Source organism: Victivallaceae bacterium, from assembly GCA_036659455.1.
In the GTDB taxonomy this organism is placed as follows: domain Bacteria; phylum Chlamydiota; class Chlamydiia; order Chlamydiales; family Chlamydiaceae; genus JAVXCN01.
The window spans coordinates 836,566-860,506 of the sequence record JAVXCN010000001.1 but is presented as its reverse complement, the minus strand read 5'-3'; the positions used below and the strand labels follow the sequence as shown (position 1 = coordinate 860,506).

Here is a 23,941-nt window from a genome sequence, read left to right as displayed (position 1 = left end):
TGGGACCTTCTCCAGCCCCAGGATGCGATGAGCCGACATCGAGGTGCCAAACCGCCACGTCGATATGAACTCTTGGTGGCGATTAGCCTGTTATCCCCGGAGTACCTTTTATCCGTTAAGCGACGGCGATTCCACTTTCCACCGCCGGATCACTAAGGCCGACTTTCGTCTCTGTTCGACTTGTAAGTCTCACAGTCAACCTATTTTATACCTTTACGCTCTACTCGTGATTGCCAACCACGATGAAATAAGCATTGCGCTCCTCCGTTACTCTTTAGGAGGATACCGCCCCAGTAAAACTGCCCGTCTGGCAATGTCCGTTCTCCAGATTCATGGAGTTAACGTTAGATTCTCAACTTGTTAAGACCGGTATTTCAACGGCGACTCCCACTCTCCTAACGAAGAATGTTCATAGTCTCCCGGCTATTCTACACATAACAAATCAAAAGCCAATACCAAAGTACAGTAAAGGTTCACGGGGTCTTTTCGTCCTTTTGCAGGTAAACAGCATCTTCACTGCTACTACAATTTCACCGAGTCTTTCGTTGAGACAGTGCCCAAATCGTTACACCATTCGTGCAGGTCGGAACTTACCCGACAAGGAATTTCGCTACCTTAGCACCGTTATAGTTACGGCGGCCATTCACCAGGGCTTGGGTTCAATGCTTCGCCTTACGGCTGACAAATCCCTTTAACCTTTTGGCATTGGGCAGGCGTCACACCATATACTTCCCCTAGAGGTTTGCATAGTGCTGTGTTTTTGCTAAACAGTCGCTTGGGCCATTTCTCTGCGGCCTCCCGAGGCTCATACAGCTAGTGTAATTACCTCAAAAGGCTCCCCTTCTCCCGAAGTTACGGGGATAATTTGCCGAGTTCCTTAACGAAAGTTATCTCGCGCGCCTTAGAATACTCATCTCGCCCACCTGTGTCGGTTTTGGTACGGTCACCATCAGCAGCTAGAAATTATTTCTTGAAAGCCTCGCGCCACACCATCGGTTCCTCCGTAGATTCCCCTTGAAAACAACCCAATCTTATGTTAGCGGATTTACCTACTAACCGATCTCATTGTCTTACGGACATATCCAACAGTCCGCGTGCTTAACTTACTCCGTCATTCCATCGCTATAGCTTTAGGCGGTACAGGAATATTTAACCTGTTACTCCATCGTCTACGTGTTTCCACCTCGACTTAGGGGCCGACTAACCCAGGGAAGACGAGCTTTACCCTGGAAACCTTGGGCTTACGGCGAGGGAGATTTTCACTCCCTTTATCGTTTACTTATGCCATGGATCATCACTAGTATCCGCTCCAGTACTTCTTACGATATACCTTCAGTGCTGAATACTACGCTCTCCTACCGCGTGTAAAAAAATTACACACCCGCGATGTCGGCTCTATGCTTAGTCCCGTATATTATCGGTGCAGTGGTTCTCGATTGGTGAGCTGTTACGCACTCTTTAAATGATTGCTGCCTCTAAGCCAACATTCCAACTGTCTTAGAACCGCTACTTCCTTACTCACTTAGCATAAAATTTGGGGCCTTAATCGGCGATCTGGGCTGTTCCCCTCTCGACAATGAAGCTTAGCCCCCACTGTCTATCTCCCGGACTCATCTTTGGTATTCGGAGTTTGATTTCCGTTGGTAGGTCGGTAGACCCCCGCTAAAATTCAGTGCTCTACCCCCAAAGAATTAATATCCGAGGCTAACCCTAAAGTTATTTCGGAGAGAACAAGATATCTCCAAGTTTGATTGGCCTTTCACCCCTATTCACAACTCATCCAAACATTTTTCAACATGTACTGGTTCGGTCCTCCACGAAGTCTTACCCCCGCTTCAACCTGGTCATAAATAGATCACTTGGTTTCGTGTCTACATTAAACGACTATTCGCTTTTTAAAACTCGCTTTCGCTTCGGCTCCAGAATGTAAATCCCTTAACCTCGCCGTCTAACATAACTCCCTGGCTCATCATGCAAAAGGCACGCCGTCAATCTTCCTTTTTAAAAAAAAGGAATAGATCTTCGACCGCTTATAAGCTGCTGGTTTCAGGTTCTATTTCACTCCCCTAACAGGGGTTCTTTTCACCTTTCCTTCACAGTACTGGTTCACTATAGGTCATTGATTAGTATTTAGCCTTGGAGAGTGGTCTCCCCAGATTCAGACCGGGTTTCACGTGTCCGGCCCTACTCAGGTATCGAATAAGGTTCATTTTCTTTTCGTCTAAGGGACTATCACCCCGTATCGTTCAACTTTCCAGATGTATTCGACTAAAAAAATTGAAATCCCATATTATCGACCCTACAACACCTCGAATAAATTCAAGGTTTGGGCTGATCCCGTTTCGCTCGCCGCTACTTCGGGAATCTCTTTTGATTTCTTTTCCTCTGCTTACTAAGATGTTTCAGTTCAGCAGGTATCGCTTCATATGTCTATGTATTCAACATATAATGATGAAACTTTCATTTCATCGGGTTTCCCCATTCGGAAACTTCCGGATCTAAGCTTTTTACCAGCTCCCCGAAAATTATCGCAGGTACACACGTCCTTCATCGCCTATCAATGCCAAGGCATCCACCAACAGCTCTTAATAACTTGGTTTATGTTTCTTTGATTGATCCATATAAGTTAACTTTTCACCGTAAACATAATATTCTTAAACGTCAATTATTGTATGTGAAAATACTTATATACTATTTATTTTAATAACATATCATTTAGTCAATTAGAAATCTATTCTTGAGAATGCGAAAAAGACAGAATACAAATCAAATACATCACACTTGTTCAACCTAGTCAAACCGATTTATTTAAAAATCGATTATCCTTGTCCTTAAAAGGAGGTGATCCAGCCCCACCTTCCGGTAGGGCTACCTTGTTACGACTTCATCCCAGTCATCAGCCTCACCTTGGGCACCTCTCTCCTTGCGGTTGAGTCAGTGATTTAAGGTGAAACCAACTCCCATGATGTGACGGGCGGTGTGTACAAGGCCCGGGAACGTATTCACGGCGCTATAGCTGACGCGCCATTACTAGCAATTCCAACTTCATGTAATCGAGTTGCAGATTACAATCCGAACTGGGGCTAACTTTGGGGATTTGCTCCGCCTTGCGGCTTAGCAACCTTCTGTATTAGCCATTGTAGCACGTGTGTAGCCCTGGACATAAGGGCCATGCTGACTTGACGTCATCCTCGCCTTCCTCCTGGTTAACCCAGGCAGTCTCACTAGAGTTCCCACCTTAAATGTTGGCAACTAGTGATAAGGGTTGCGCTCGTTGCGGGACTTAACCCAACACCTCACGGCACGAGCTGACGACAGCCATGCAGCACCTGTGTATTTGTCCTTACGGAAGATAACATTTCTGTTACTGTCAAATACATGTCAAACCCAGGTAAGGTTCTTCGCGTTGCATCGAATTAAACCACATGCTCCACTGCTTGTGCGGGCCCCCGTCAATTCTTTTGAGTTTCACCCTTGCGAGTGTACTCCTCAGGCGGCACACTTAACGCGTTAGCTACGACACGAGTGGGGTTGATTCCACTCACATCAAGTGTGCATCGTTTACAGCAAGGACTACCAGGGTATCTAATCCTGTTTGCTCCCCTTGCTTTCGCGCCTCAGCGTCAGGTCCAAATTAGAAAAGCGCCTTCGCCACCGGTGTTCTTCCACATATCTACGCATTTCACCGCTACACGTGGAATTCCCTTTTCTCCATCTGTCCTCTAGATAGATAGTATTAGATGCTGACTTAGAGTTGAGCTCTAAGATTTAACAACTAACTTACCTTTCCGCCTACACGCCCTTTACGCCCAATAAATCCGATTAACGCTTGCACCCTCCGTATTACCGCAGCTGCTGGCACGGAGTTAGCCGGTGCTTCTTTACCTAGTACGCTCAAATTAGTCGGATATTAGCCGACCGTTCTTGTTCCCAAGCGAAAGTGCTTTACAACCCTAGAGCCTTCATCACACACGCGGCGTCGCTTCGTCAGGCTTTCGCCCATTGCGAAAGATTCTCGACTGCAGCCTCCCGTAAGAGTCTGGGCAGTGTCTCAGTCCCAGTGTTGGCGATCAATCTCTCAATCCGCCTAGACGTCATAGCCTTGGTGAGCCTTTACCTCACCAACAAGCTGATATCCCATAGACCCCTCATCAACCGCAAGGCCCTAAAGTCCCCTGCTTTAACGTTATTGGATGCCCAATTACGCCACATTCGGTATTAGCGACCGTTTCCAGCCGTTATTCCCAAGTTGAAGGCAGGTTATCTATGTATTACTAACCCTTCCGCCACTAAACAATAACCGAAGTTATTGCCCCGTTCGACTTGCATGCCTCATCCACGCCGCCAGCGTTCAATCTGAACCAAGATCAAATTCTCAGAAAAAAATTAAACTATAAAAATTAACGGGTTTTATTTAAAAAACCCACAAGCATAATATACTGGCTTGTATTCTATCTTATTTGCATTATCAAGAAATTTCCGCTAACCCTAAGATTCGCGGAAAACGACCCTCTCAGGAGTCGCTATCTTTCTCATTTAGCGTGTATTCCACTCAACGAGAAAGCAAGATACTACTGAAAAGCCTTATTTTAATACAATGGCTTTTTATGAAAACTTGTGTTTTTTATAAAAACATGCCATGTCCCTCTCTGAAGAGTCTTTTTTGTTTCATAAATTCGGTTCAAATAACAACATCGAATCCGTCGTTATAAATCTTGAAAACGGAATTTGAGATTCGATCAATGTACTTCCAATGTACTTCTTTATGGATTCTTTATAACCGTTTTTTGTATATTCGGTTGCTCGATTTCTATGGCGAACGTAGCTCAGTTGGTTAGAGCATTGGATTGTGGTTCCAGAGGCCGCGGGTTCAAGTCCCGTCGTTCGCCCTCTTCACTGATTTAAAACATTCTTTTTTTCTTTTGAATTCACTGGTATAAAAAGATCATAAAACATAAATGATCCGTATGCCGATGAGAAAATCTTTATTTTCCCCCTTCAGAATGCCCCGTGTATTTAAAATACTCACTCTTCTTTTATTATCAGGATTTTCGATCCTAAGCTTGATTAGCTTCGACCTTACCTTGTCTTTTGACAAAAACTGGATCGGAACTTTCGGCGGTGCTTTGAGTTATTCTCTTGTATATTTATTTGGAATAGCCGCTTTAATGATTCCCGGTTTTCTATGTTGGCTAATCTTTCAGTTAATCCTAGGAGAGATCGATTCAAAGATTAAAAGAAAAAGCGTGTACTTCTTGATCTTTCTAGTCTCGTTAAACCTTATTCTTTCAATTCCGGACACTATCCATGCTCTTCCCGATTATCTGAATAACAAGATCTTTAGATACAAAACTCATTATTGTTTAGGTGGAGTCCCTTTTCACATCATCTATTCGGGTCAAAGTTCGGTACGTTCTTCTTTATCTCTTAAAAAACTTCTGGGTGAGCTGGGATCGATTTGTCTTTTTTCTTCTTTTTGTATTACGTCCCTTATTTATTTCATTGAGCCTAAACCCATTAATTGGTCAGGAATTAAACAAATAAACATAAAAAAATATTTTAAAAATAAAGAAAAAATCAAAAATCTAATTATTAAGATTAAAAAAAAAATCTCTAAAAACCAATATTTTCCGAAAACGGATTGTATAAAGACGATAGGCTCAGAAAAATCTCCGAAATCCGAGCCGATTTTAAAAACGAAATCGCCTTTAAATTCATCCGCTAGCGATAACCCTCCGCATCCTCAAAATCGCTTACCGTATTCACCTGAAATGCTACAGATCAAGGATTCCAAAAATACAACCGTTTCTCAGTTCCGGAATTCGACAACTCCTTTACCGCTACACACTCTATTATCAAAAAATAATGCGCCGGACATTTCTTCAAATAAAGCATTTCTGGAAAAACAAGCTATAATACTCAAAGAGACTTTGGCCAAATTCGGAATTGAAGTCGGGTTGGGAGCTATTTGTTCGGGTCCTACATTAACGGCATTTGAAGTACTACCTCAGGCAGGAGTAAAGGTTCAAAAAATAAAAGCCCTAGAAAGCGATATTGCGCTTAATCTCCAAGCTTCGAGCATTCGCATCATCGCCCCTATTCCCGGGAAAGCTGCCGTAGGAATAGAGATTCCCAATCCACGTCCTCAATCCGTTGAATTTCGAGAACTTTTAGAAAATTATCTTAAACAATCTCAAAAACTTCAGATCCCTTTACTTTTAGGAAAAAAAGCTAACGGAGACAATCTTTGGACGGATCTCGCTTCAATGCCTCACTTAATCATTGCAGGAACAACCGGTTCGGGAAAATCCGTTTGCATAAACACGATTATAATGTCTATTATTATGACTTCCTTTCCTTCCGATATACGTTTAATGATTATAGATCCTAAAAAAGTGGAATTAACCGGTTATTCGAAACTTCCTCATATGTTATCTCCAGTCATTACCGAGGGATACGCAGCACACAATGCTTTAACCTGGTTAGTTAAGGAAATGGAGCGAAGATATGAAATACTCCGTCGGTTAGGTTTACGCAACATTCAATCCTTCAATGCAAGACAATTGTCTCAAGAAGACCTGGAAGAACATCCGGATATTCCGAAAAAATTTCCTTTCATTGTGGGAATAATCGATGAACTGGCCGATCTTCTATTATCTTCTTCTCAAGATATGGAAACACCAATTATCCGTATTGCTCAAATGGCTCGTGCAGTCGGCATCCACATGATTTTAGCTACTCAAAGACCTTCAAGAGAAGTAATTACGGGACTTATCAAAGCCAATTTTCCGTCAAGAATATCTTTTAAGGTTTCGAATCGCGTCAATAGCCAAATCATTATAGATGAGCCTGGAGCCGAAAATTTGATGGGGAACGGAGACATGCTCTTATTGGCACCTAATCATTTCGGTACAATCAGAGCCCAAGGTGCTTATGTTAAAGATGAGGATATAAATAAAATTATCAAAGATCTATGCTCAAAAATGCCGTTGGAATATATCATACCTTCCTTTGAACGTTCTTTTGATGAAGTAAAAGATCCATCAAGTAGTGATCCTTTATTCCGTGAGGCTACGGGAATCGTATTGTCCACCGGAAATGCCTCAACAACTTTCCTTCAGAGGAAATTACGCATCGGCTATGCAAGAGCCGCAAGTCTGATGGATCAACTTGAATCGGCCGGAATTATTGGACCCTCTGAGGGAGCAAAACCCAGAAAAATTATCGGCCGGTTAAACGAAAATTGAAACAATGATAGGATTTTGTCCCCTTGCTTCCGGATCTAAAGGCAACTGTCTCTACTTAGGTATCGAAAATACCAAAATCCTTATCGATCTCGGAATAACCAAAACTGGTTTAATCGAACGGTTACAAGCAATTGCCGTTGTTCCCGAAGAAATCGACGCCGTCTTTATTTCTCATGAACATTGGGATCACATTTCCGGATTAAAAACTTTCATCAAAGCTTTCGATGTACCCGTCATAACCAATTTGGAAACCGCACAAGCGGTGTACAATCAACTGGATTTTTTACCTAAGTTTAAAATATTTTCTACTGGTTCATATTTCGATTTTCGAGATCTTCGAATTAAAAGTTTCAACACTTGTCATGATGCAATAGATCCAGTCGGATTCGTTATTGAAACCGGAAAATTTAAAATAGGCATTTGTACGGATTTGGGACATATTACTCCTCCCGTGAAACAAGGACTTTTAGGATGCGATTATCTCTATCTCGAATCAAATCACGATGTCGCTATGGTACATAATAGCAACAGATCTACTGTTCATAAAAACAGAATTCTCAGTAAGATGGGTCATTTATCTAATGAAGATTGCGGAAAAATACTTCAAATCATTGCGGGTCCGCAATTACGACAAGTCTACCTAGCTCATCTTTCGGAGGAATGCAACTCTAGAAAAAAAGCTCTTGAAACCGTTTTAAGCTATACTAAAGAACTTCCTATCAAAATTACCATTGCGGAACAACATACAATTTCATTGCCTTGCTATTTTGAATGTTCTAACGAAAAAGCATTGAAAAACTTCTTCGATTGAAATAGGATTTGACTTCCGAAAGGATAAGACTACAATCTGCATTTAACGTGAAAATTAAACTCTCTTTCAATAACAATGTCCTGGAAACCAAAGAGCTATCCATTGAAAGAATCGAAAAATTACTGAACTTTAAATTTATTCCGTCCCTAAAATACATTAATTGGAAAACCGAGCGTAAAGTAAAAAAACTTTATGCTAAAGCGTATACCAAAGGACTTATTGATCCTTTAGCGTTATGGCTCGGTAAATTTCATAAAAAAGATTTAATCGGGCAATTAATGAACTCTTTGGCTCTTTGCTGGACCGGTCCGCATATCGGATATGGTGTTTTTGCAAAAGATAGGATCGCAAAATGGCAGTTTATCGGAGAATATGCAGGAATTTTAAGACCGAGAAAAGTCTTTTGGAAAGATGAAAATGATTACTGTTTCCGTTATCCGCTACCATTTATCTCATTGAATCATCTGACCATTGACAGTGAAGAATCCGGAAATTTAACTCGGTTCATCAATCACAGTGATAACCCGAACGCTGAGTCAATCGGAGTATTTCATAACGGAATTTTTAGAGTAATTATCCGAGCAACGAAAGACATTACGGTGGGAGAAGAAATCACTTACCACTATGGACCATTATATTGGAAACACCGTAAAAAATTCCCTGAGTTAACTCCTAAATAATCTTAAAATTTCTCATAAGTGCCCATTAACACACTTTTTTCGATAACATGAGGTTCGATTAATTGTAAAAATTCGGACCTGGATAACCCCTCCTGAAAATCGGTTAATCGATCCAGAGCATAAAGAGTAAAAAAATACCTGTGTTTGCGATCAGGCGGACATGGTCCCATATATCCCAAAGTCCCCCCCGTATTAAAACCACAAACACCGTTTTTTTCGCCTTCTTCTAGAAAAGTCATCTGCGCATCGAGATTATATAAAATCCAATGTACCCATAACCCATCTTTCCTAAGATTCAAAGGAACATCCGGATCTTCCATAAGAAGAGCCAGACTCAAAGTATTGTCAGGAATTTCTTCAAAAATTAAGGGAGGGCTGATATCTATGCCTTGGCAAGTATACTTGGCAGGAATATTACCGCCCTCTTTAAAGAATTCACTTTTCAGCAACATCCGAAAACCTTTTTATAAACTTCAGACTCCTCGTTATAACAGGTGAGAAACATAAAAAACAAAGAAATTCATATACGGTCATTCCGAAACGAATTCGATTAATCAATAACTGCCGTAGAATCGACGGGTGAAAGTTCAGCTAAAGGATGTTTTAACTCAAATACATCTTTCAATAATCTTAAAACGGCATACAAATTCAATGTCACCATACCGATAAAACTCAAGTCGGATAATACCCAAATAAATTTCGTCCCTAAAAATCCTCCGAAAGGAACTATCCCGATATACAAAATTTTAAGGCATTTATGCCAAAAAATATTATCGGATAAGAAGGATAGACTTTTTTCAGCACAGGAAAACCAGGCTAAAATAGTCGTATATCCAAACAGAATCATAACAGAGAATACCGATAAGGAACCTATGCAAGGGCCCGCTGCTTTCACAAAAGCCCATCGAACCATTGAGGCACTTAACGCCCCTGAATGCGGATAGGCTCCGGAAACCAACAAAGCCAATCCGGTAACAGTACAAACCGTCATAACAACCATCGGGGGAAACAAAGTCACCAAGCCATCTATTACAGGATTTTTAGTATTACTATTTGATTGTAATAGCGATACTACACCACTCCCACAGTCGGTAGCCAATATAGCTCTGTTCATTCCGGTGGATAAAACACGGGATAGAGTATAACCTGCAACACCGGAAACACCTGCTTTCACTCCGAATACGGAAGAGAAAACATAACGCAAAACGGGTAATAACTGATCGATATGCTTAATGATTACATAGCAACAACCCGACAAATAAATAATCGCTATAAAGGGAACTATTCTGGAAGAGAATCTTGCAATCCCGTTACCTCCCTTAATCAAAACCATCCAAACAGGGACCATGATGAAAAGCCCCAGAATGAAAATACTGATTTTAGCGTTGGTATCAATGATATCTACGGCAGATAAAACGATACAATTCATCTGCATCATATTGCCTGCCAAAAAAGCAGTCGTAATAGTGAAAAAACAGAATAAACAGGCCAATTTTCGGCTATTCAGTGCATTGAATAAACAACCGATAGGTCCTCCGATATATTGTTCTTTTTTCAGATAACGATATTTGCAACCGAGATAAGAACCGGCAAATTGCACGATTCCGCCAAAAAAAGCCGCTACCCACATCCAGACCAAAGCTCCCGGCCCTCCGGTAGTAAGAGCTACTGCAATTCCGGCAATATTACCCGTTCCTAAATTACCCGCCAAAACGGCGGTAATCGACTCATATCTTGAAATTTCATGATCTTGGCCGGACGAATGCATAGCTCCGGTCGTCAAAAAACGACAACTGGCACCCAATCCTCGAAATTGCATACCTCTGAATTTCCAAGTTAGAATCCCACCTAAAATCAATAACATCGGGAAGAGTACATAGAAAGTCAATATATCGTTAAAATTGACAAGGAAACCGAACATCAACACCTCCAAACGTGTTCAGTAAGACAAACCGTCCAAAAATATTAACACAAAACAAGAAATTAGATCATCTAAATGATGTCATCACATAAAGAGGGTATCTATAATAGATAAAAAAATATTAAGAAATCTGATTTAGATATAAATTAATTAGATCATCCCAAAGACCTTTATCTATCAGAGAAGAAATGACTTCCGTTTCCATACCGATGGACGCAGCAAAATCGGCTATGTCTTTATCTAAAAAAAGCCCCTTTGCCTTCACGGACGCAAAGATCTCTTTAAGTCTAGAAATGAAAAGATTCCAGATCCAACTGCGATTTTGCATTTCAATAAATTCGCTTTTCAATTTTGAGTCCGAATGAATACTCTCAAGAAAGTTGAAGGGATGCAAACTCTGAATTCTTCCGAGAGCGGCCATTATTTCGGATTGCGACATGGCAATACCCAAAGAAGATTTATTCGCACAAGAAGACACGACATATCTTATATCCTGCTCATCCTGTGAAGTTAGCGGTTCGGTATATTTCTTAAAATTTTGAGGGAGCATCATAGCCTCTTTCGTCTTACTCTTTCTCAAGGTCCTGGGAAGCACTCGCGGCTTTATCTTTTTTTTAGAAAAAAATCCGGCAGATCTTTGCACCGACTGTTTTTCTTGCAAAGGCATCACTTGCTCATTAGAAGATTTTTTCTTTCTTCTTAAAAATAAACTCATTGCATTCGAAGAAACCGGTGCCAATGCCGCGCCGAACAAAAACGCACACATTAACCACATCTTAATCTTATCCATACTTTAAAACCAACACTAACACAACGATGAACAATCCGATATGGGCTTTAAAAAAATCCTGCTTAATTAAAGGACAATACCTAAATTAAAAAGGAAATATACTCGTATTATAACTTAAAGGAAAAATTCTGCAAATATCCAAAAAAATTAATACATTTAAATGAAAACATTCTTGTTTTTCTAAGGTTGATTTGATATTGGAATTTTTGTTATGAATGACGCTTATTCTATAAAAAAGACGAGAGGAGACTGAATAGATGTTGCTGAAACAACGAGTCGCCGGATTTGTAATCCTCCTATTAGCCTTTTCGTCCTTTTCCGTTCTATCTCAGGCGAAGACCCCTAGCTTTAGCAAGAATTTGTTTGTAAAGATAGGTTCCGAACAATGGGTGGAGGAAAAACTTCGAGAATATCCGGAGCTCTTATGGTTAGCCGATTCTCAATATTCTCTGATACCTTTGAACATTCCCGAATCCAGAGAAAAACATCGGCTATGCTTTTCTTTAGATCTATTCAATAAACAATCTCCGGAATTCGATGAAGCTATTAGAAGTTTAGCTTATCTCAACCTAATTTTGGACGGCTCGAAAACAGCCTATAATTCATTATTGTCTCTGCAGGAAGGAGCAGTCCTACCCTTCAAGCAATTTATATCCATACACAAATATTTCAAGCAATTGTCGGCTTCTTTGAGTATTCAATCAGGGAAAGAGCAAAGTGTCAGATTTTTTGAAAGTGCGGTTATCTTTAGAAGGATAGGCAACTCTTTAAAAGCACGTCAGATTTTTCAACCTTATTTCAGGGAAGACAATGAATCGGTTTTCCGAAAAAAGGCATTTCAAGTTCTTAACAGATTTCCCGAACTGGCTCCTTCTTATGCTCGTTTGTCTGAACATTTAAAAACTTATCTGCAGCAAGTCGGTCACATAATCGATTATCCCAACGTCTTTAATTTAACTGAATCGTTCTTTGCTTGGGAAAAATTAAACTCGGTCAATGATCCCGTGCTTGCCTCAGTCGATTTATCTCTTTATTTTTTGAGCGCTTGTGGACAATTCGGCTGTGATGCTGTTTTTTACAAAGATTTTTCCTCCTTTATTCAAGCTAATCGTTTACTAAAAGATTACGGAGCAAAAGTCGCATATTACTATTATTTATCCTCTAAGGCTAAATCTTTCGGATTTGATCCTACGAATAAAATCGATGAAGCTTTGACTCGAATAGCTGTTTTAGTCGGTTGTGAGGAGAAATCATCCGATGGAATATTCCTGAAAGAAGGCTTTTCAAAACTTTCCGAACTTGAAGCCAAAGTTTTTATCGCTCATTGTTTCCATGCGGACACCCCTAAAAAGTTAAATATGAAGGGTCTTTCGGACTTAATCAAAAGTCTGTCTTCTCGTTTGGTAATAGAAGATAATAATCGAAAAGAGGTCATTGCCTCCACACTTAAAATCTTTTCTCAGACGTTATTAACCTATAATGATATGAAAACAAAGAATCTCCTGGAAACGGACACGGAATTGCATTTTGAAGATGCTTTAAGTTCTTATAACGAAATCGATCTTAACCATAAAGAATTCAGCATCAGAATTCATGCCAACGGGCAGGTAAATCTCATTGTCTAGTAGACTTTATCAATCGGCCTACAACGTTTTGAATAGATTAGCCATCTCTATAGCTGTCTTTATACCTTCGTAACCTAAGTTGGCGCCCTTAACCCCTGCGCGAGCAAAAGCTTCTTCCGCAGTCATTGTCGTAAGAATGGAAAAAGTAATCGGGATAACAAATTCCAAAGATAAGGAATGAATTCCTGCAGCTACTTGATTACAAACATGTTCAAAGTGTTGAGTTTCTCCTTTAATAACAGCTCCTAAACAAACAATTGCATCAAGACGTCTATCACTTTGCAGCAACTTCTTAACTGTCACCGAAATTTCAAAAGCACCGGGAACTTTTACAACCGAAAGATCTTGAATCTTTCCTCCGTGTTGTACAAATCCGCTACTTGCTCCTTCTATCAAAAGCTTTACAACCGGATAATTAAATTTAGAAGCGACTATACCAATCGATAATCCTTCCGCTAGATAATTTCCCTCCGCTACCCGATTTTTCAAATCAAATTTATCCATATTCTTTGTCCGGTTATACTTTTAAATATTTAACCAATGTCCTAATTTGTTTTTTTTTGTTTCTAAATACTTTGTATTTTCATCATTAAGTACTACCGGAAGAGCGACTCTTTCAACGATTTTCAAGCCGAATCCGGATAAACCACTGTACTTCGCAGGATTGTTCGTTAAAAGTCGAATAGTCGTTAAACCCAAATCAGCTAAAATCTGGGCTCCTATTCCATATTCCCGCGAATCTACAAGTAAGCCTAATTCAAGGTTGGCTTCTACGGTATCCAAGCCTAAATCCTGAAGAGCATAAGCCTGAATCTTATGTCCTAAGCCGATTCCTCTTCCTTCCTGTCCTCTCAAATATACGACGACTCCTCCGCCTATATTGGATATAATTTGTAAAGAGGATTCGAGTTGATTACCGCAATCGCATCGAGTAGATAACAGAATGTCACCGGTTAAACATTCGGAATGAACACGAACCATAACATTTTGTTTCTCATAAACATCCCCCTTAACCACAGCCAGATGTTGTACGTTGTCAATTAATGATTCATAAACATGAATAATAAATTCTCCGAAACGCGTAGGCAAACGAGACGATGAAATTCGCTTAACCAAAACTTCCGATTTTCTTCGGAATCGAACAAGTTCGTCAATAGAAGTGATCGGAATTGAATATTGCCGGGAAAAAATTCTGAGATCATCTAAACGAGCAATAGAGTAATCGGGATTGACAACCTCTGCTATAACACAACAAGGGTTGATCCCCGCCAAACGAGTTAGATCAACAGCCGCTTCGGTATGACCGGTCCTTTTCAAAACACCGCCTTCAGTAGCCTTAAGAGGAAATAAATGTCCGGGCCTAACAAAATCAACCGGAAGACTTTCGGGGTCTGCTAATAAACGAGCCGTTTTTCCTCTATCGGAAGCCGATACCCCCGTAGTCACACCTTTTGCCGCATCGACGGATATGGTAAATCTTGTTTTGAATCGATCGCTGCTTTCGGGAACCATTAAAGGAATTTCGAGACGCTTTAGACTTGCGGCATCCATAGCAGTACAAACGACTCCGCTGGTATGTTGAAGAAGAAACGACATCTTTTCCGTCGTTACCTTTTCGGCGGCAATCATCAAATCCCCTTCATTCTCTCTGTTGGGATCATCCACTATCAGAATAAAGTCACCCCTGTTGAGAGCCTCAAGAACATCTCCTAAAGAAGAAAATCCATCCATTCATTGACACTAAAATAAAATAAGGGGACAGAATATCAAAAATATCCAATGCAAAACAGGTCTTTTTAAAAAAATGACAACATAAAAAATTTTTAACATTAACGAGGGCAACTATAATCGGCGCGGAAACCTCTCCCAACTTTGTGGACATCATCCAATGTCAAAACATATTTCTCCGCAATATTATGAATACCCAATGACGGCATTGAGAATCCTCGATGACCCTCTCCTAAAATACAAGGACCATAATATACGATAAAAAAATCAGCCAGTTTCTCTCTTAAAAAAGCACCATGAACAGCAGCTCCTCCCTCAACCAAAATCCTCAAGCAATTCTTCCGTTGCAATATTTCGATAAGACGGACGAGATCTATAAAACCGAATTTTCCCTGTAAAGTAATCGTTTCAACGTCTTTCGCATTCAATCGCAGTATTAATTTCTTAGGACATCGATCGGTAGTCACATAGAGAGTAGGCGCTTCTTGAGTGCAAAAAATCTTTTCATCTCCCGAAACTCTGCCCGAAGAATCCAAAACCACCCTTAAAGGAGGATTAAATGACTGAATATTCGGGTGACGTACGGTCAATAGAGGGTTATCTCTAATTACGGTTTTGCTACCTACTATAATTGCTTGCGAAGCAGCTCGTTCCATTGCCGCGTCCAATCTGGATTCTTCATCAGTAATCCATTGAGAAGAACCGTCTTTTGCGGAAAAACAACCGTCGATGCTTAAAGCGGTTTTTAAAACTACTCGCGGTCTAGCACAACTTCTTTGATATAAATAATCACTTAAAGACCTTTCAACTTCTTGCCTTCCGATCCCGACAATCGTTTCAATACCAGCCTTTAGAAGTTTTTCTATCCCTTGCCCGGCAACACGCACATCCGGATCTTTTATTCCAACAATCACTTTTTTAAAACATTGTCGAATCAATAAATCTACGCACGGAGGTCGTTTTCCGAAATGACTGCAAGGTTCCAGAGTGACGTATAATAGGCATGAAGAAAAATCCGTGTCTTTTTCCGCTCCTCTTATAGCAACCTCCTCAGCATGTAAAGTACCTGGACCTTCATGCCATCCAGCAGATATTATGCGATTGTCTTTTACGATCAAGGCACCTACCCAAGGATTCGGAGGAGATAAATACCGCCCCTTAAGCGAAAATGAAATAGCTTCTCGCATAAAAAACAGTTGTTGACGATCATGCTCTTCCATATACTTGACTCACATTGAAAACACGGTCACGGCAGTTGTAGTATGCTCGACATAAAGTTAATCCGCAAGAATCCCGAACAATGCGAAAAGCTCCTAAAAAGAAAAGTTTCGGATGTTTCCTTATCCGAAATTTTGACTCTTGACGAACGGATCAGAAATCTAAAAACCGAATCCGAACGATTGGTTTCCCATAAAAAAACTCTTTCGGAAAAAATACGATTAGCCAAAAGCGATCCCAATCTAAAGATTCAATTAATTCAAGAAGTTGATGATTTGAAAGAAAAAATCGCTTTTCTTGAACAACAATTGACTCAGACGAAAGACGAATTTTTCCGACGAATGTCGTATCTTCCGAATTATCCGGAAGAAACCGTTCCCGTAGCCGAAGGGAAGGAAGGCAACATCGTTATTAAATCGTGGTCCGAAAAACCTACTTTTAATTTTCATCCTCTAAATCATTTGGAGTTAAACGATAAACACGTTCTGTTTGATTTTGAGAGAACTGCAAAGACGACCGGTTCGGGTTGGCCTGCTTATCGAAATCTCGGAGCCAAACTTGAATGGGCCTTATTATCCTTTATGATGGATAAACAGGTTGAACATGGGTTCGAACTTTGGTTGCCCCCGCTTTTGGTAAAAAAAGACATTTTATTCGGATCGGGGCAAATACCCAAATTCGACGGTCAATATTATAAAGTAGAAGACGGCAACCAAAGTCTTTACCTTATCCCAACCGCAGAAGTCGTATTAAACGGATTGCATTCCAATGAAATATTCCGCGAGTCCGAACTTCCTCTTACTTATGCAGCCTTTTCACCCTGTTTCAGAAGAGAAGCCGGAGCTGCAGGAGCTCAAGAACGAGGACTTGTCAGAGTTCATCAATTTCACAAGATAGAAATGTTTGCTTTTACGACTCCCGAACAGAATCAAATAATTTTTGATAAAATGCTGGCAACGGCAGAAGATATTCTTATTTCTTTAGGGCTCCATTATCAATTATCCTTATTAAGCACAGGAGACATGTCCTTTACGGCATGCAGGACAATCGACGTTGAGGTATGGCTTCCCGGACAAAGCCGTTACTATGAAGTGTCCTCCATATCGAACTGTAGTGACTATCAGGCCAGACGGTCCAATATCCGTTATAAGGATCAAGACAACCGTCTTCATTTCGCACATACTTTAAACGGTTCCGGTCTGGCAACTCCTCGATTGATGGTTGCTTTGCTTGAAAATAATCAAACCGTCGATGGCTCTATCATTATTCCTCAAGTTTTAAGAAAATATCTAAACGGAATGGAAAGAATCGAGATATTATGATGGATCCTCAAAAGCCGAACTCTCATTTTTCAAGAGATACCGTAAAAACTCATCTTGAAAAAGTTAAACAAAAATTAGGAGTTTCGGTTGATGAGTCTCACGATAATAATCGTCCGTTACTACATATTTTTATTAAGGAAACGAGAGATTTTTGCTGCTTATTATTTTTGCTCAGAACTTTTTTATATTTTATTTATCCTTCGATAAAGCTTACTTTCGCACCTCTTTGTCTCTTTTCGGTCTCTCTTATTTTCATCCGTGCGAGTATGATTACGTTAAATTCCTGGAATCACTTACAATTTGCTCACAACAAAATAAATGAAGAAAGAAAAGAGATAGAAGACAATCCTGAAGAAGAAAAAGAAGAAATAATAGCTATATATGAAGCAAAAGGATTTCAAGGAAAATTATTGGAAGAAATTGCCGATTATCTGACCTCAGACTCTCAGCTTCTTCTTAATAGTATGATTCAGGAAGAACTAAAATTGGATAATGAAACATATCTTCATCCGTTAAAACAGGGTCTGAGATTCGTTTTAATAACTCTTCCCGTATTAGTTATCCTAATACCTTCGATTTTGATACCTTCATATACGATTTCAGGATGTGTCGTGGGTCTTGTATTTTCTCTTTCAGCTGTTATCCGCGCCTATTATTTAGGCACTAATACGGTTACTTCTTTCGTTTGGAATATCGGTTTTTTTATAACCGTATTCGAATCATTGCGAATATTCGTTAATCTACTGAAGTAGGTATCTATGTTTAAAAAGTTTTTTTTTGTACCGAATAGATTTAATCCGGAATTGCTAACGGATTTTTTCGAATCGGGCATGTCGGAAAATACCAGTCCCTTACTCTCTAAGAAAGATCGTAAATTCAGTTCTTATTTATCTCTGAAATCCGCACTATTTTCAGCCGTTATATACACATCGGGTCTCCTTGCCTATAAATTACATGCTCTTAATTTATGCAATTTTCTAATCCTACTCACATTTTTCATAGCAGGCACTCCTGCCGTTATAAAATCTATCGAAGACGTCTTGAATAAATCCGTTAATATCGATAGTTTAATGACCGTAGCGGCTTTCGGCTCCATATTTATCAATGGAGAAAAAGAAGGAGCTCTTCTACTCGTATTATTCGCTATTTCGGAAGCTATGAGCCAAATGGTTTCCTCTAAAACAAAAAATACTCTTTCCTCTCTTAAAAAATTAACTCCCAATGTAGTTTGGGTCATTAATGAAGACGGAACGCTTGCCAAAACTTTGATTAAACAAGTTAAAGTCGGACAAATTATTAAGATAAAAAGCGGAGAGGTAGTTCCTTTAGACGGTATTATCATAAGAGGGTCTTCATCTCTCAATCTTATGCACCTCACAGGAGAGAAAATTCCGCAAGCCTGTAAAGAAGCCGATCAAATACCTGCGGGTGCCTATAACATCGAAGGAGCTTTCGATTTGGAAGTCACCAGACTAGGTTCGGATTCTACCGTAGAACGTATTATCCAACTGGTAGTTCAAGCTCAAAATACGAAACCGCGTTTGCAAAGAAAATTAGATCGATATTCTTCGATTTATGCAGCAACTATTTTTATTATTGCTACTGTTGTTGCTATTGGGCTACCTCTCATATCATCCACACCTTTTTTGGGACAAGAAAGCTCTTTCTATAAAGCATTATCTTTTCTCATAGCGGCTTCTCCTTGTGCATTAATTATTGCCGTACCCATTGCTTATTTGAGTGCCATCAATGCGTGCGCCAAAAAAGGCATTCTCTTAAAAGGAGGAATCACTCTGGATGCCGTAAATAAATGTGATGCCATAGTTATGGACAAAACGGGAACTCTGACCATCGGCGAACTCACTTGCATAGGATATCAAATTTTCGGAAAATTTCCCGATTACAATCCTTTATCTCTTGCAATGGCCTTAGAACAGTCATCTTCTCATCCGATTGCTCAAGCTATCGTTGATTTTTCACAAAAAGAAGGAGTTGTTCCTCTACATTTGACTGCTTACCATATGATCCCCGGGATCGGAGTCGAGGCTCTGATCGAGGAAGAAAAGGTATTCATCGGAAAATCGGAATTTATCATGCCTATGGTATCCGAAGATCTACGTCTTGAGCTAACGAGATGCATTACGGAATCCAAGGAAAAGGGAGACACTTGTTCTTTGCTTAAAACAACCACGGGAGTGCTTTTGTTTCGCTTTAAAGATTCTCCTAGACCGGAAGCTTGCGAAGTCATCAAGCAATTGAAAAATCTTAATATGACAACCATTATGCTAACGGGTGATCATAAAACAAGTGCTCTCAATATTGCCTCCGAATTAAATATTACTGAAGTTCTTTATGATCTCGATCCTGCCGAAAAATTACATGCAATCCGTAATTTGGCAGAGAAACACAACTTAATTATGGTGGGTGACGGTATTAATGACGCTCCTTCACTCGCACAAGCCACCGTGGGAGTGGCCATGGGACAAGTAGGTAGTGCCTCTGCAATAGAGGCAGCGGATGTAGTTTTATTACGGGATAATTTAACCGGTTTAATTTGGTTAATCAATAAAGCTAAGCAAACTCAAAACATTGTTCTGCAAAATCTCGGACTGGCTGCCGCTATCATTTTACTTATTTCCGTACCCGCGTTATTCGGAATAATCCCTCTTTGGTTAGCCGTTATTCTCCATGAGGGCAGCACGATAATCGTCGGGTTAAATGCATTAAGATTACTGAAAACCTAAAAAAGTCGGCGACTGTAAATGCTTTGCAGGATTCCTAATGCCGACATCGTAGCCACGACAGAAGAACCTCCGTATGAAACTAAAATTAAAGGAACTCCGGTAATGGGAAGACATCCGCACATCATACTGATATTAATAAGCACGTGCATGGTAATATAAACCGTAATCCCTGCGGATAACAATTTACCGAAATCATCTTTTGCAACCATTGTAGTTTTATAGCCGAAATAAATCAGTCCGTAGAAAAGAGAAATTAAAAATAACAAACCGATAAAACCGAACTCTTCTCCAAAAGCCGAAAAAACAGAATCGGTGTAACTATAAGGCAACCAACCTCTTCCGGCAAATTCTCCCGAACGCCAACCTTGTCCGGAAAACCCTCCGATACCTATTGAAGTTACTGAAGCGCGTTGATGATGATTATCCGGATTGAGACGTTCGTATTGATATTCTTTCAAAATCTTTAAAGCTGACGGTTTGACTTTATCGAAGGGTAGAACACCTAAAAAAACAGTCAATAAAACACAGGCACTTACTATTCCCAGACAAGATAAAATACGGATCAATAAAGGCTTAATCTTAGCTAAATAAAAAACAACGAGAGCATTCAGCCATAAAATTAAAGCAGTGCCTAAATCCGGCTCCTTTAAAATCAAATAAAAAGGTATGCAAACGATTGTAAAAGCCCAACCTGCAGTTAACCAAGAAGATATTACATATTTTTTATTGTCTAAAAAAAAACTTAACATAATAACAATCACAAGTTTAGCATATTCCGAAGGTTGAACGCTAAGCCCGATCAAAGGCAGCCGATACCACCGATGAACACTTTGAACAGCCGGGGTAAAAAAAAGTCCGATTAAACTAATAATAGTGATTATATAAATAGGTAAAGCCCAATTTCTAAGGCTGTTGTAATCAATCACAGCAAAGAAACAAAAAATTCCCCATCCCAAAATAAAATGTCTGAGTTGCATCAAGGATTTCGGAGTAAAAAAAGTTTTTCCGGAAGAACTCAAGGATGGATCAACGGAAGAAATCACTGTAAGACTAATACCCATCAATATTAAAATAATTATGATGCTAAACCGATTAATATATCTTAAGTACTTATAATTACTCATATCCGAATTATCAGGAAATTCACAAATCTTATGAAGATAATTTATTTCAATTTTTTACAAGTACGCTCGACTAATCAATTAATGAAAACAATCATTCATTCCTTAAAAACGGAAGCTCTAACGGTACTCCATGCTCTCTATCAATCCGAAGGAAAAGGTACTTTCGGAAAATCGTGGTTATCTTCGGAAAAAAATCTGACAACATCTTTTGCATTTTTTCTTAAAATACAAGAGCTTGACAATGCATTGTTAACGACTATCGGGTCCCGAGCGATATGCAACTTGCTCGAAAAAGAAAATATTAAAAACTTTCGCATCAAATGGCCTAATGATGTGATGGTAAACGATAAAAAAATAGCCGGAATTCTTTGTGAAACAATCCCTATCAACGAAAAGCTTTGCATCATCTTAGGCTTAGGATTGAATATCAATACCGGTATCGATTTTCTAAATCTAATCCCTCAACCCGCCACTTCTCTTTTTCAAGAAATCGGAAAAAAACATGATATATCGAAAATAAAAAAAACGATTACGAAATATATTATTAAAAACGTACTACAAACATTTGGACATTTAACGATGTGGGATTAGAAATAACCGCCCATGACAAGCTCCTTAAAACGAAACCCTTCTCTGGCTAAGCTATAGAACAATCCCATTCTTTGACAGTTATAAGCTTCAACGATTTTATACAACGAATTTTCATAAAAAGAAGATAAATTGGCTGCAGCCCAAAAATTTTCTAATCGCGTCATAAAAAACAACTTATCCTCTTCAGACATTACGTCCATGGATTCAATACATGCATCTAATCGCTCAAAACATTGTTTCAATCCAGCTGTCATCTCTTCCAAACAACTCGCAAAATCTTCCGCCTTATTTAAAAAACATCTCCAAGAAACCTCCCGCATACTAATCAGAATATCGATCTCCTCCGAAAGATTGTCCGATTCGCTTTTAAATTCGTTGTCAAATAATGAATGACTGAACGCTTCCTTTAAAGCGAGTCGTTTTTCCGTTTCCTGAATCATTATTAATTGCCAAGATACAACTGTTGATCGAACAAGATTCCTCAAACGGATATAACTGCCCCAAGATAGTCCGGACAAAAAACAAATGAGCAAAACTGAAACACAAACAAACACGGTGACGAATACCTTATTTATCGGTCGAAAATTTATCTTTTTATCCTATCACGATTATGTAAACAAGCATCGATTTCAGAGGTCGTCAATTCACGATATCCGCCGTAAGGCAGTCCTCCGAGCACTAAGCTTCCTATACGAATTCTAGCTAAAGATAATAGGTTTAATCCTGCTATTTCGGCTAACAAGCGAACTTCATGCTTTTTGCCTTCGCCCACTACTACTTTGAGAGTTCCCCTACGTATTTTCGTAACCGAAACCGGTTTTATGATCGAACCGTCAATCAGACCTCCGTTCATAAAAGACTTTAATTGAAAATCGGAGACGTCTTGCGACACCTTTAAAAGATATTCCTTCGTAATTCCGTATGAAGGATGAATGATTTTATTGGCAAAATCACCGTCATTCGTAATCAAAAGCAAACCGGTCGTCTCTTTATCCAATCGACCTACCGTAAAAACTCTGTAGGGCAAATGAGCAAAAAGATCTATAACCAATTTATCATTAAGAAATTTTTTTTGAGACGAGCACAAATAACCTTCCGGTTTATGCAGCATAAAATATACTTTGTTTTGCAATATGACTCTTTCTTCGTCATACATCACGACGTCTTTTTGAGGATCGACGGCAATAAACGGTCCTTCGGCAACTACGCCATTAACCATGATTTTGCCGTCAAAAATCAACTTGTCACAGCCTCTTCGTGAAGCCACTCCCGCCGAGGATAAAAATTTATTCAATCTGATCTTTGTCACTTGCGAAATCTACTCATATAAAATCAGATATTTTGCCCGTAAAATGAATTAGTGTCTAATATATTGAAATAATAAGGTATCTTAAATTAAACTTGACATTGATTCAATATTAAGATTCTTTTAAAACTAATTAATCACTCGAGATCGTTTTATGCCTCTACTCATCCTACTACGTCATGGAAAATCCGTTTGGAATGAAAAAAATTTATTTACGGGCTGGGTAGACATCCCGTTAAGCGAGACCGGAATTAACGAAGCTTTAAAAGCCGGTTCGGTCATTCGTCACTTACCGGTAGACATTATTTACACTTCTTGCTTGGTCCGAAGTCTTATGACCGCCTTACTCGCGATGACAAGTCATGAATCGGGTAAAGTTCCGTTTTTGGTTCATGATGAAGATTCCAAGGCGTTTGAAAAATCATTTTTCGATAACCCGGAAGAAAAAAAGCAACTTATTCCTCTTATTCAAAATTCGTCACTTAACGAAAGAATGTACGGTAAGCTTCAAGGAAAAAATAAAGCCGCTACGGAAAAGGAATTCGGGAAAGAACAAGTGGCTCTTTGGAGAAGAAGTTTCCGAACTCAACCTCCTGAAGGAGAAAGTCTTTTCGACACTGCTCAAAGGGCAGTTCCTTACTTCAATGACTTTATTAAGAAAGATCTGGATAACGATAAAAACGTTTTAATAGCCGCTCACGGTAATTCGTTGCGTTCTCTAGTTATGGAAATAGACCGGCTTAGTGAAGAAGAAGTCCTTTCATTGGAAATTCCTACGGGATATCCAATCATATATAAATATGAAAACGGCAATTTTTCGAAGTATCGCTGATG

General features: G+C 39.5%; 18 protein-coding genes, 1 tRNA gene and 2 rRNA genes. 10 read left to right on the top strand and 11 right to left on the bottom strand.

Annotated features, from left to right (window positions below; translation table 11 throughout):
- Together RSA43_04010 and RSA43_04005 are read right to left on the bottom strand one after the other, a co-directional pair.
- Positions 1 to 2,599 (bottom strand): 23S ribosomal RNA (locus RSA43_04010); the annotation flags it as partial.
- A gap of 235 nt (positions 2,600 to 2,834) precedes the next feature.
- Positions 2,835 to 4,383 (bottom strand): 16S ribosomal RNA (locus RSA43_04005).
- 432 nt (positions 4,384 to 4,815) lie between these two features.
- On the opposite strand from RSA43_04005, the gene RSA43_04000 reads away from it, so the two are divergent.
- The 4 genes from RSA43_04000 to RSA43_03985 all read left to right on the top strand — a co-directional run bounded on the left by RSA43_04000 (position 4,816) and on the right by RSA43_03985 (position 8,738).
- A tRNA-His gene (locus tag RSA43_04000) sits at positions 4,816 to 4,889 on the top strand.
- An 84-nt stretch (positions 4,890 to 4,973) separates the two neighbouring features.
- On the top strand, positions 4,974 to 7,247 hold the full coding sequence (locus tag RSA43_03995) for a DNA translocase FtsK 4TM domain-containing protein (protein MEG2496442.1): 2,274 nt from the start codon (positions 4,974 to 4,976) through the stop codon (positions 7,245 to 7,247).
- A gap of 4 nt (positions 7,248 to 7,251) precedes the next feature.
- Positions 7,252 to 8,058 (top strand): MBL fold metallo-hydrolase, encoded by an 807-nt coding sequence (locus tag RSA43_03990; protein ID MEG2496441.1) that lies wholly within the window; start codon positions 7,252 to 7,254, stop codon positions 8,056 to 8,058.
- Between the two features lie 47 nt (positions 8,059 to 8,105).
- The gene (locus RSA43_03985; GenBank protein MEG2496440.1) at positions 8,106 to 8,738 is read left to right on the top strand and encodes an SET domain-containing protein; all 633 of its coding nucleotides are present in this window, start codon (positions 8,106 to 8,108) and stop codon (positions 8,736 to 8,738) included.
- Between the two features lie 2 nt (positions 8,739 to 8,740).
- Here the strand turns inward: RSA43_03985 and RSA43_03980 are convergent, their stop codons facing one another.
- The 3 genes from RSA43_03980 to RSA43_03970 all read right to left on the bottom strand — a co-directional run bounded on the left by RSA43_03980 (position 8,741) and on the right by RSA43_03970 (position 11,449).
- Positions 8,741 to 9,190 (bottom strand): YbhB/YbcL family Raf kinase inhibitor-like protein, encoded by a 450-nt coding sequence (locus RSA43_03980; protein ID MEG2496439.1) that lies wholly within the window; start codon positions 9,188 to 9,190, stop codon positions 8,741 to 8,743.
- Positions 9,191 to 9,288: 98 nt separating this feature from the next.
- Entirely contained in the window at positions 9,289 to 10,659 is a 1,371-nt protein-coding gene (locus tag RSA43_03975) for an amino acid carrier protein (protein ID MEG2496438.1), read from the bottom strand.
- 121 nt (positions 10,660 to 10,780) lie between these two features.
- The gene (locus tag RSA43_03970) at positions 10,781 to 11,449 is read right to left on the bottom strand and encodes a hypothetical protein (GenBank protein MEG2496437.1); all 669 of its coding nucleotides are present in this window, start codon (positions 11,447 to 11,449) and stop codon (positions 10,781 to 10,783) included.
- Between the two features lie 257 nt (positions 11,450 to 11,706).
- Here RSA43_03970 and RSA43_03965 point away from each other — a divergent pair, with 257 nt between their 5' ends.
- Positions 11,707 to 13,074, top strand: coding sequence for a hypothetical protein (locus RSA43_03965; protein ID MEG2496436.1), 1,368 nt, complete (start codon positions 11,707 to 11,709; stop codon positions 13,072 to 13,074).
- An 18-nt stretch (positions 13,075 to 13,092) separates the two neighbouring features.
- Here RSA43_03965 and ribH read toward each other — a convergent pair whose 3' ends face one another.
- The 3 genes from ribH to ribD all read right to left on the bottom strand — a co-directional run bounded on the left by ribH (position 13,093) and on the right by ribD (position 16,022).
- A complete protein-coding gene (ribH, locus tag RSA43_03960) occupies positions 13,093 to 13,578 on the bottom strand; it encodes a 6,7-dimethyl-8-ribityllumazine synthase (GenBank protein ID MEG2496435.1) in 486 nt (161 codons plus the stop codon).
- Positions 13,579 to 13,599: 21 nt separating this feature from the next.
- On the bottom strand, positions 13,600 to 14,805 hold the full coding sequence (locus RSA43_03955; GenBank protein ID MEG2496434.1) for a bifunctional 3,4-dihydroxy-2-butanone-4-phosphate synthase/GTP cyclohydrolase II: 1,206 nt from the start codon (positions 14,803 to 14,805) through the stop codon (positions 13,600 to 13,602).
- A gap of 98 nt (positions 14,806 to 14,903) precedes the next feature.
- Positions 14,904 to 16,022 (bottom strand): bifunctional diaminohydroxyphosphoribosylaminopyrimidine deaminase/5-amino-6-(5-phosphoribosylamino)uracil reductase RibD, encoded by a 1,119-nt coding sequence (gene ribD, locus RSA43_03950; GenBank protein MEG2496433.1) that lies wholly within the window; start codon positions 16,020 to 16,022, stop codon positions 14,904 to 14,906.
- Positions 16,023 to 16,064: 42 nt separating this feature from the next.
- On the opposite strand from ribD, the gene serS reads away from it, so the two are divergent.
- From serS to RSA43_03935, 3 genes are read left to right on the top strand one after another with little or no spacing between them, the layout of a single operon-like run.
- Entirely contained in the window at positions 16,065 to 17,342 is a 1,278-nt protein-coding gene (gene serS, locus RSA43_03945; GenBank protein MEG2496432.1) for a serine--tRNA ligase, read from the top strand.
- Positions 17,339 to 18,094 (top strand): VIT1/CCC1 transporter family protein, encoded by a 756-nt coding sequence (locus RSA43_03940; protein ID MEG2496431.1) that lies wholly within the window; start codon positions 17,339 to 17,341, stop codon positions 18,092 to 18,094. Before serS ends, RSA43_03940 begins: the two co-directional genes overlap by 4 nt.
- A gap of 6 nt (positions 18,095 to 18,100) precedes the next feature.
- On the top strand, positions 18,101 to 20,086 hold the full coding sequence (locus tag RSA43_03935) for a cation-translocating P-type ATPase (protein ID MEG2496430.1): 1,986 nt from the start codon (positions 18,101 to 18,103) through the stop codon (positions 20,084 to 20,086).
- Here the strand turns inward: RSA43_03935 and RSA43_03930 are convergent.
- Positions 20,083 to 21,210, bottom strand: coding sequence for an FtsW/RodA/SpoVE family cell cycle protein (locus tag RSA43_03930; GenBank protein ID MEG2496429.1), 1,128 nt, complete (start codon positions 21,208 to 21,210; stop codon positions 20,083 to 20,085). The two genes, RSA43_03935 and RSA43_03930, sit on opposite strands and share 4 nt — an antisense overlap.
- A 30-nt stretch (positions 21,211 to 21,240) precedes the next feature.
- Between RSA43_03930 and RSA43_03925 the strand changes: the two genes are divergently transcribed.
- A complete protein-coding gene (locus RSA43_03925; protein MEG2496428.1) occupies positions 21,241 to 21,801 on the top strand; it encodes a biotin--[acetyl-CoA-carboxylase] ligase in 561 nt (186 codons plus the stop codon).
- Here RSA43_03925 and RSA43_03920 read toward each other — a convergent pair.
- Both RSA43_03920 and RSA43_03915 read right to left on the bottom strand, forming a co-directional pair.
- Positions 21,798 to 22,241 (bottom strand): hypothetical protein, encoded by a 444-nt coding sequence (locus RSA43_03920; GenBank protein ID MEG2496427.1) that lies wholly within the window; start codon positions 22,239 to 22,241, stop codon positions 21,798 to 21,800. The genes RSA43_03925 and RSA43_03920 overlap by 4 nt on opposite strands.
- Before the next feature lie 146 nt (positions 22,242 to 22,387).
- Positions 22,388 to 23,110, bottom strand: a complete 723-nt coding sequence (locus RSA43_03915) for a pseudouridine synthase (protein ID MEG2496426.1) — start codon at positions 23,108 to 23,110, stop codon at positions 22,388 to 22,390.
- A 151-nt stretch (positions 23,111 to 23,261) separates the two neighbouring features.
- Between RSA43_03915 and RSA43_03910 the strand changes: the two genes are divergently transcribed.
- Positions 23,262 to 23,939 (top strand): 2,3-bisphosphoglycerate-dependent phosphoglycerate mutase, encoded by a 678-nt coding sequence (locus tag RSA43_03910; GenBank protein MEG2496425.1) that lies wholly within the window; start codon positions 23,262 to 23,264, stop codon positions 23,937 to 23,939.
- Positions 23,940 to 23,941 lie beyond the last annotated feature (2 nt).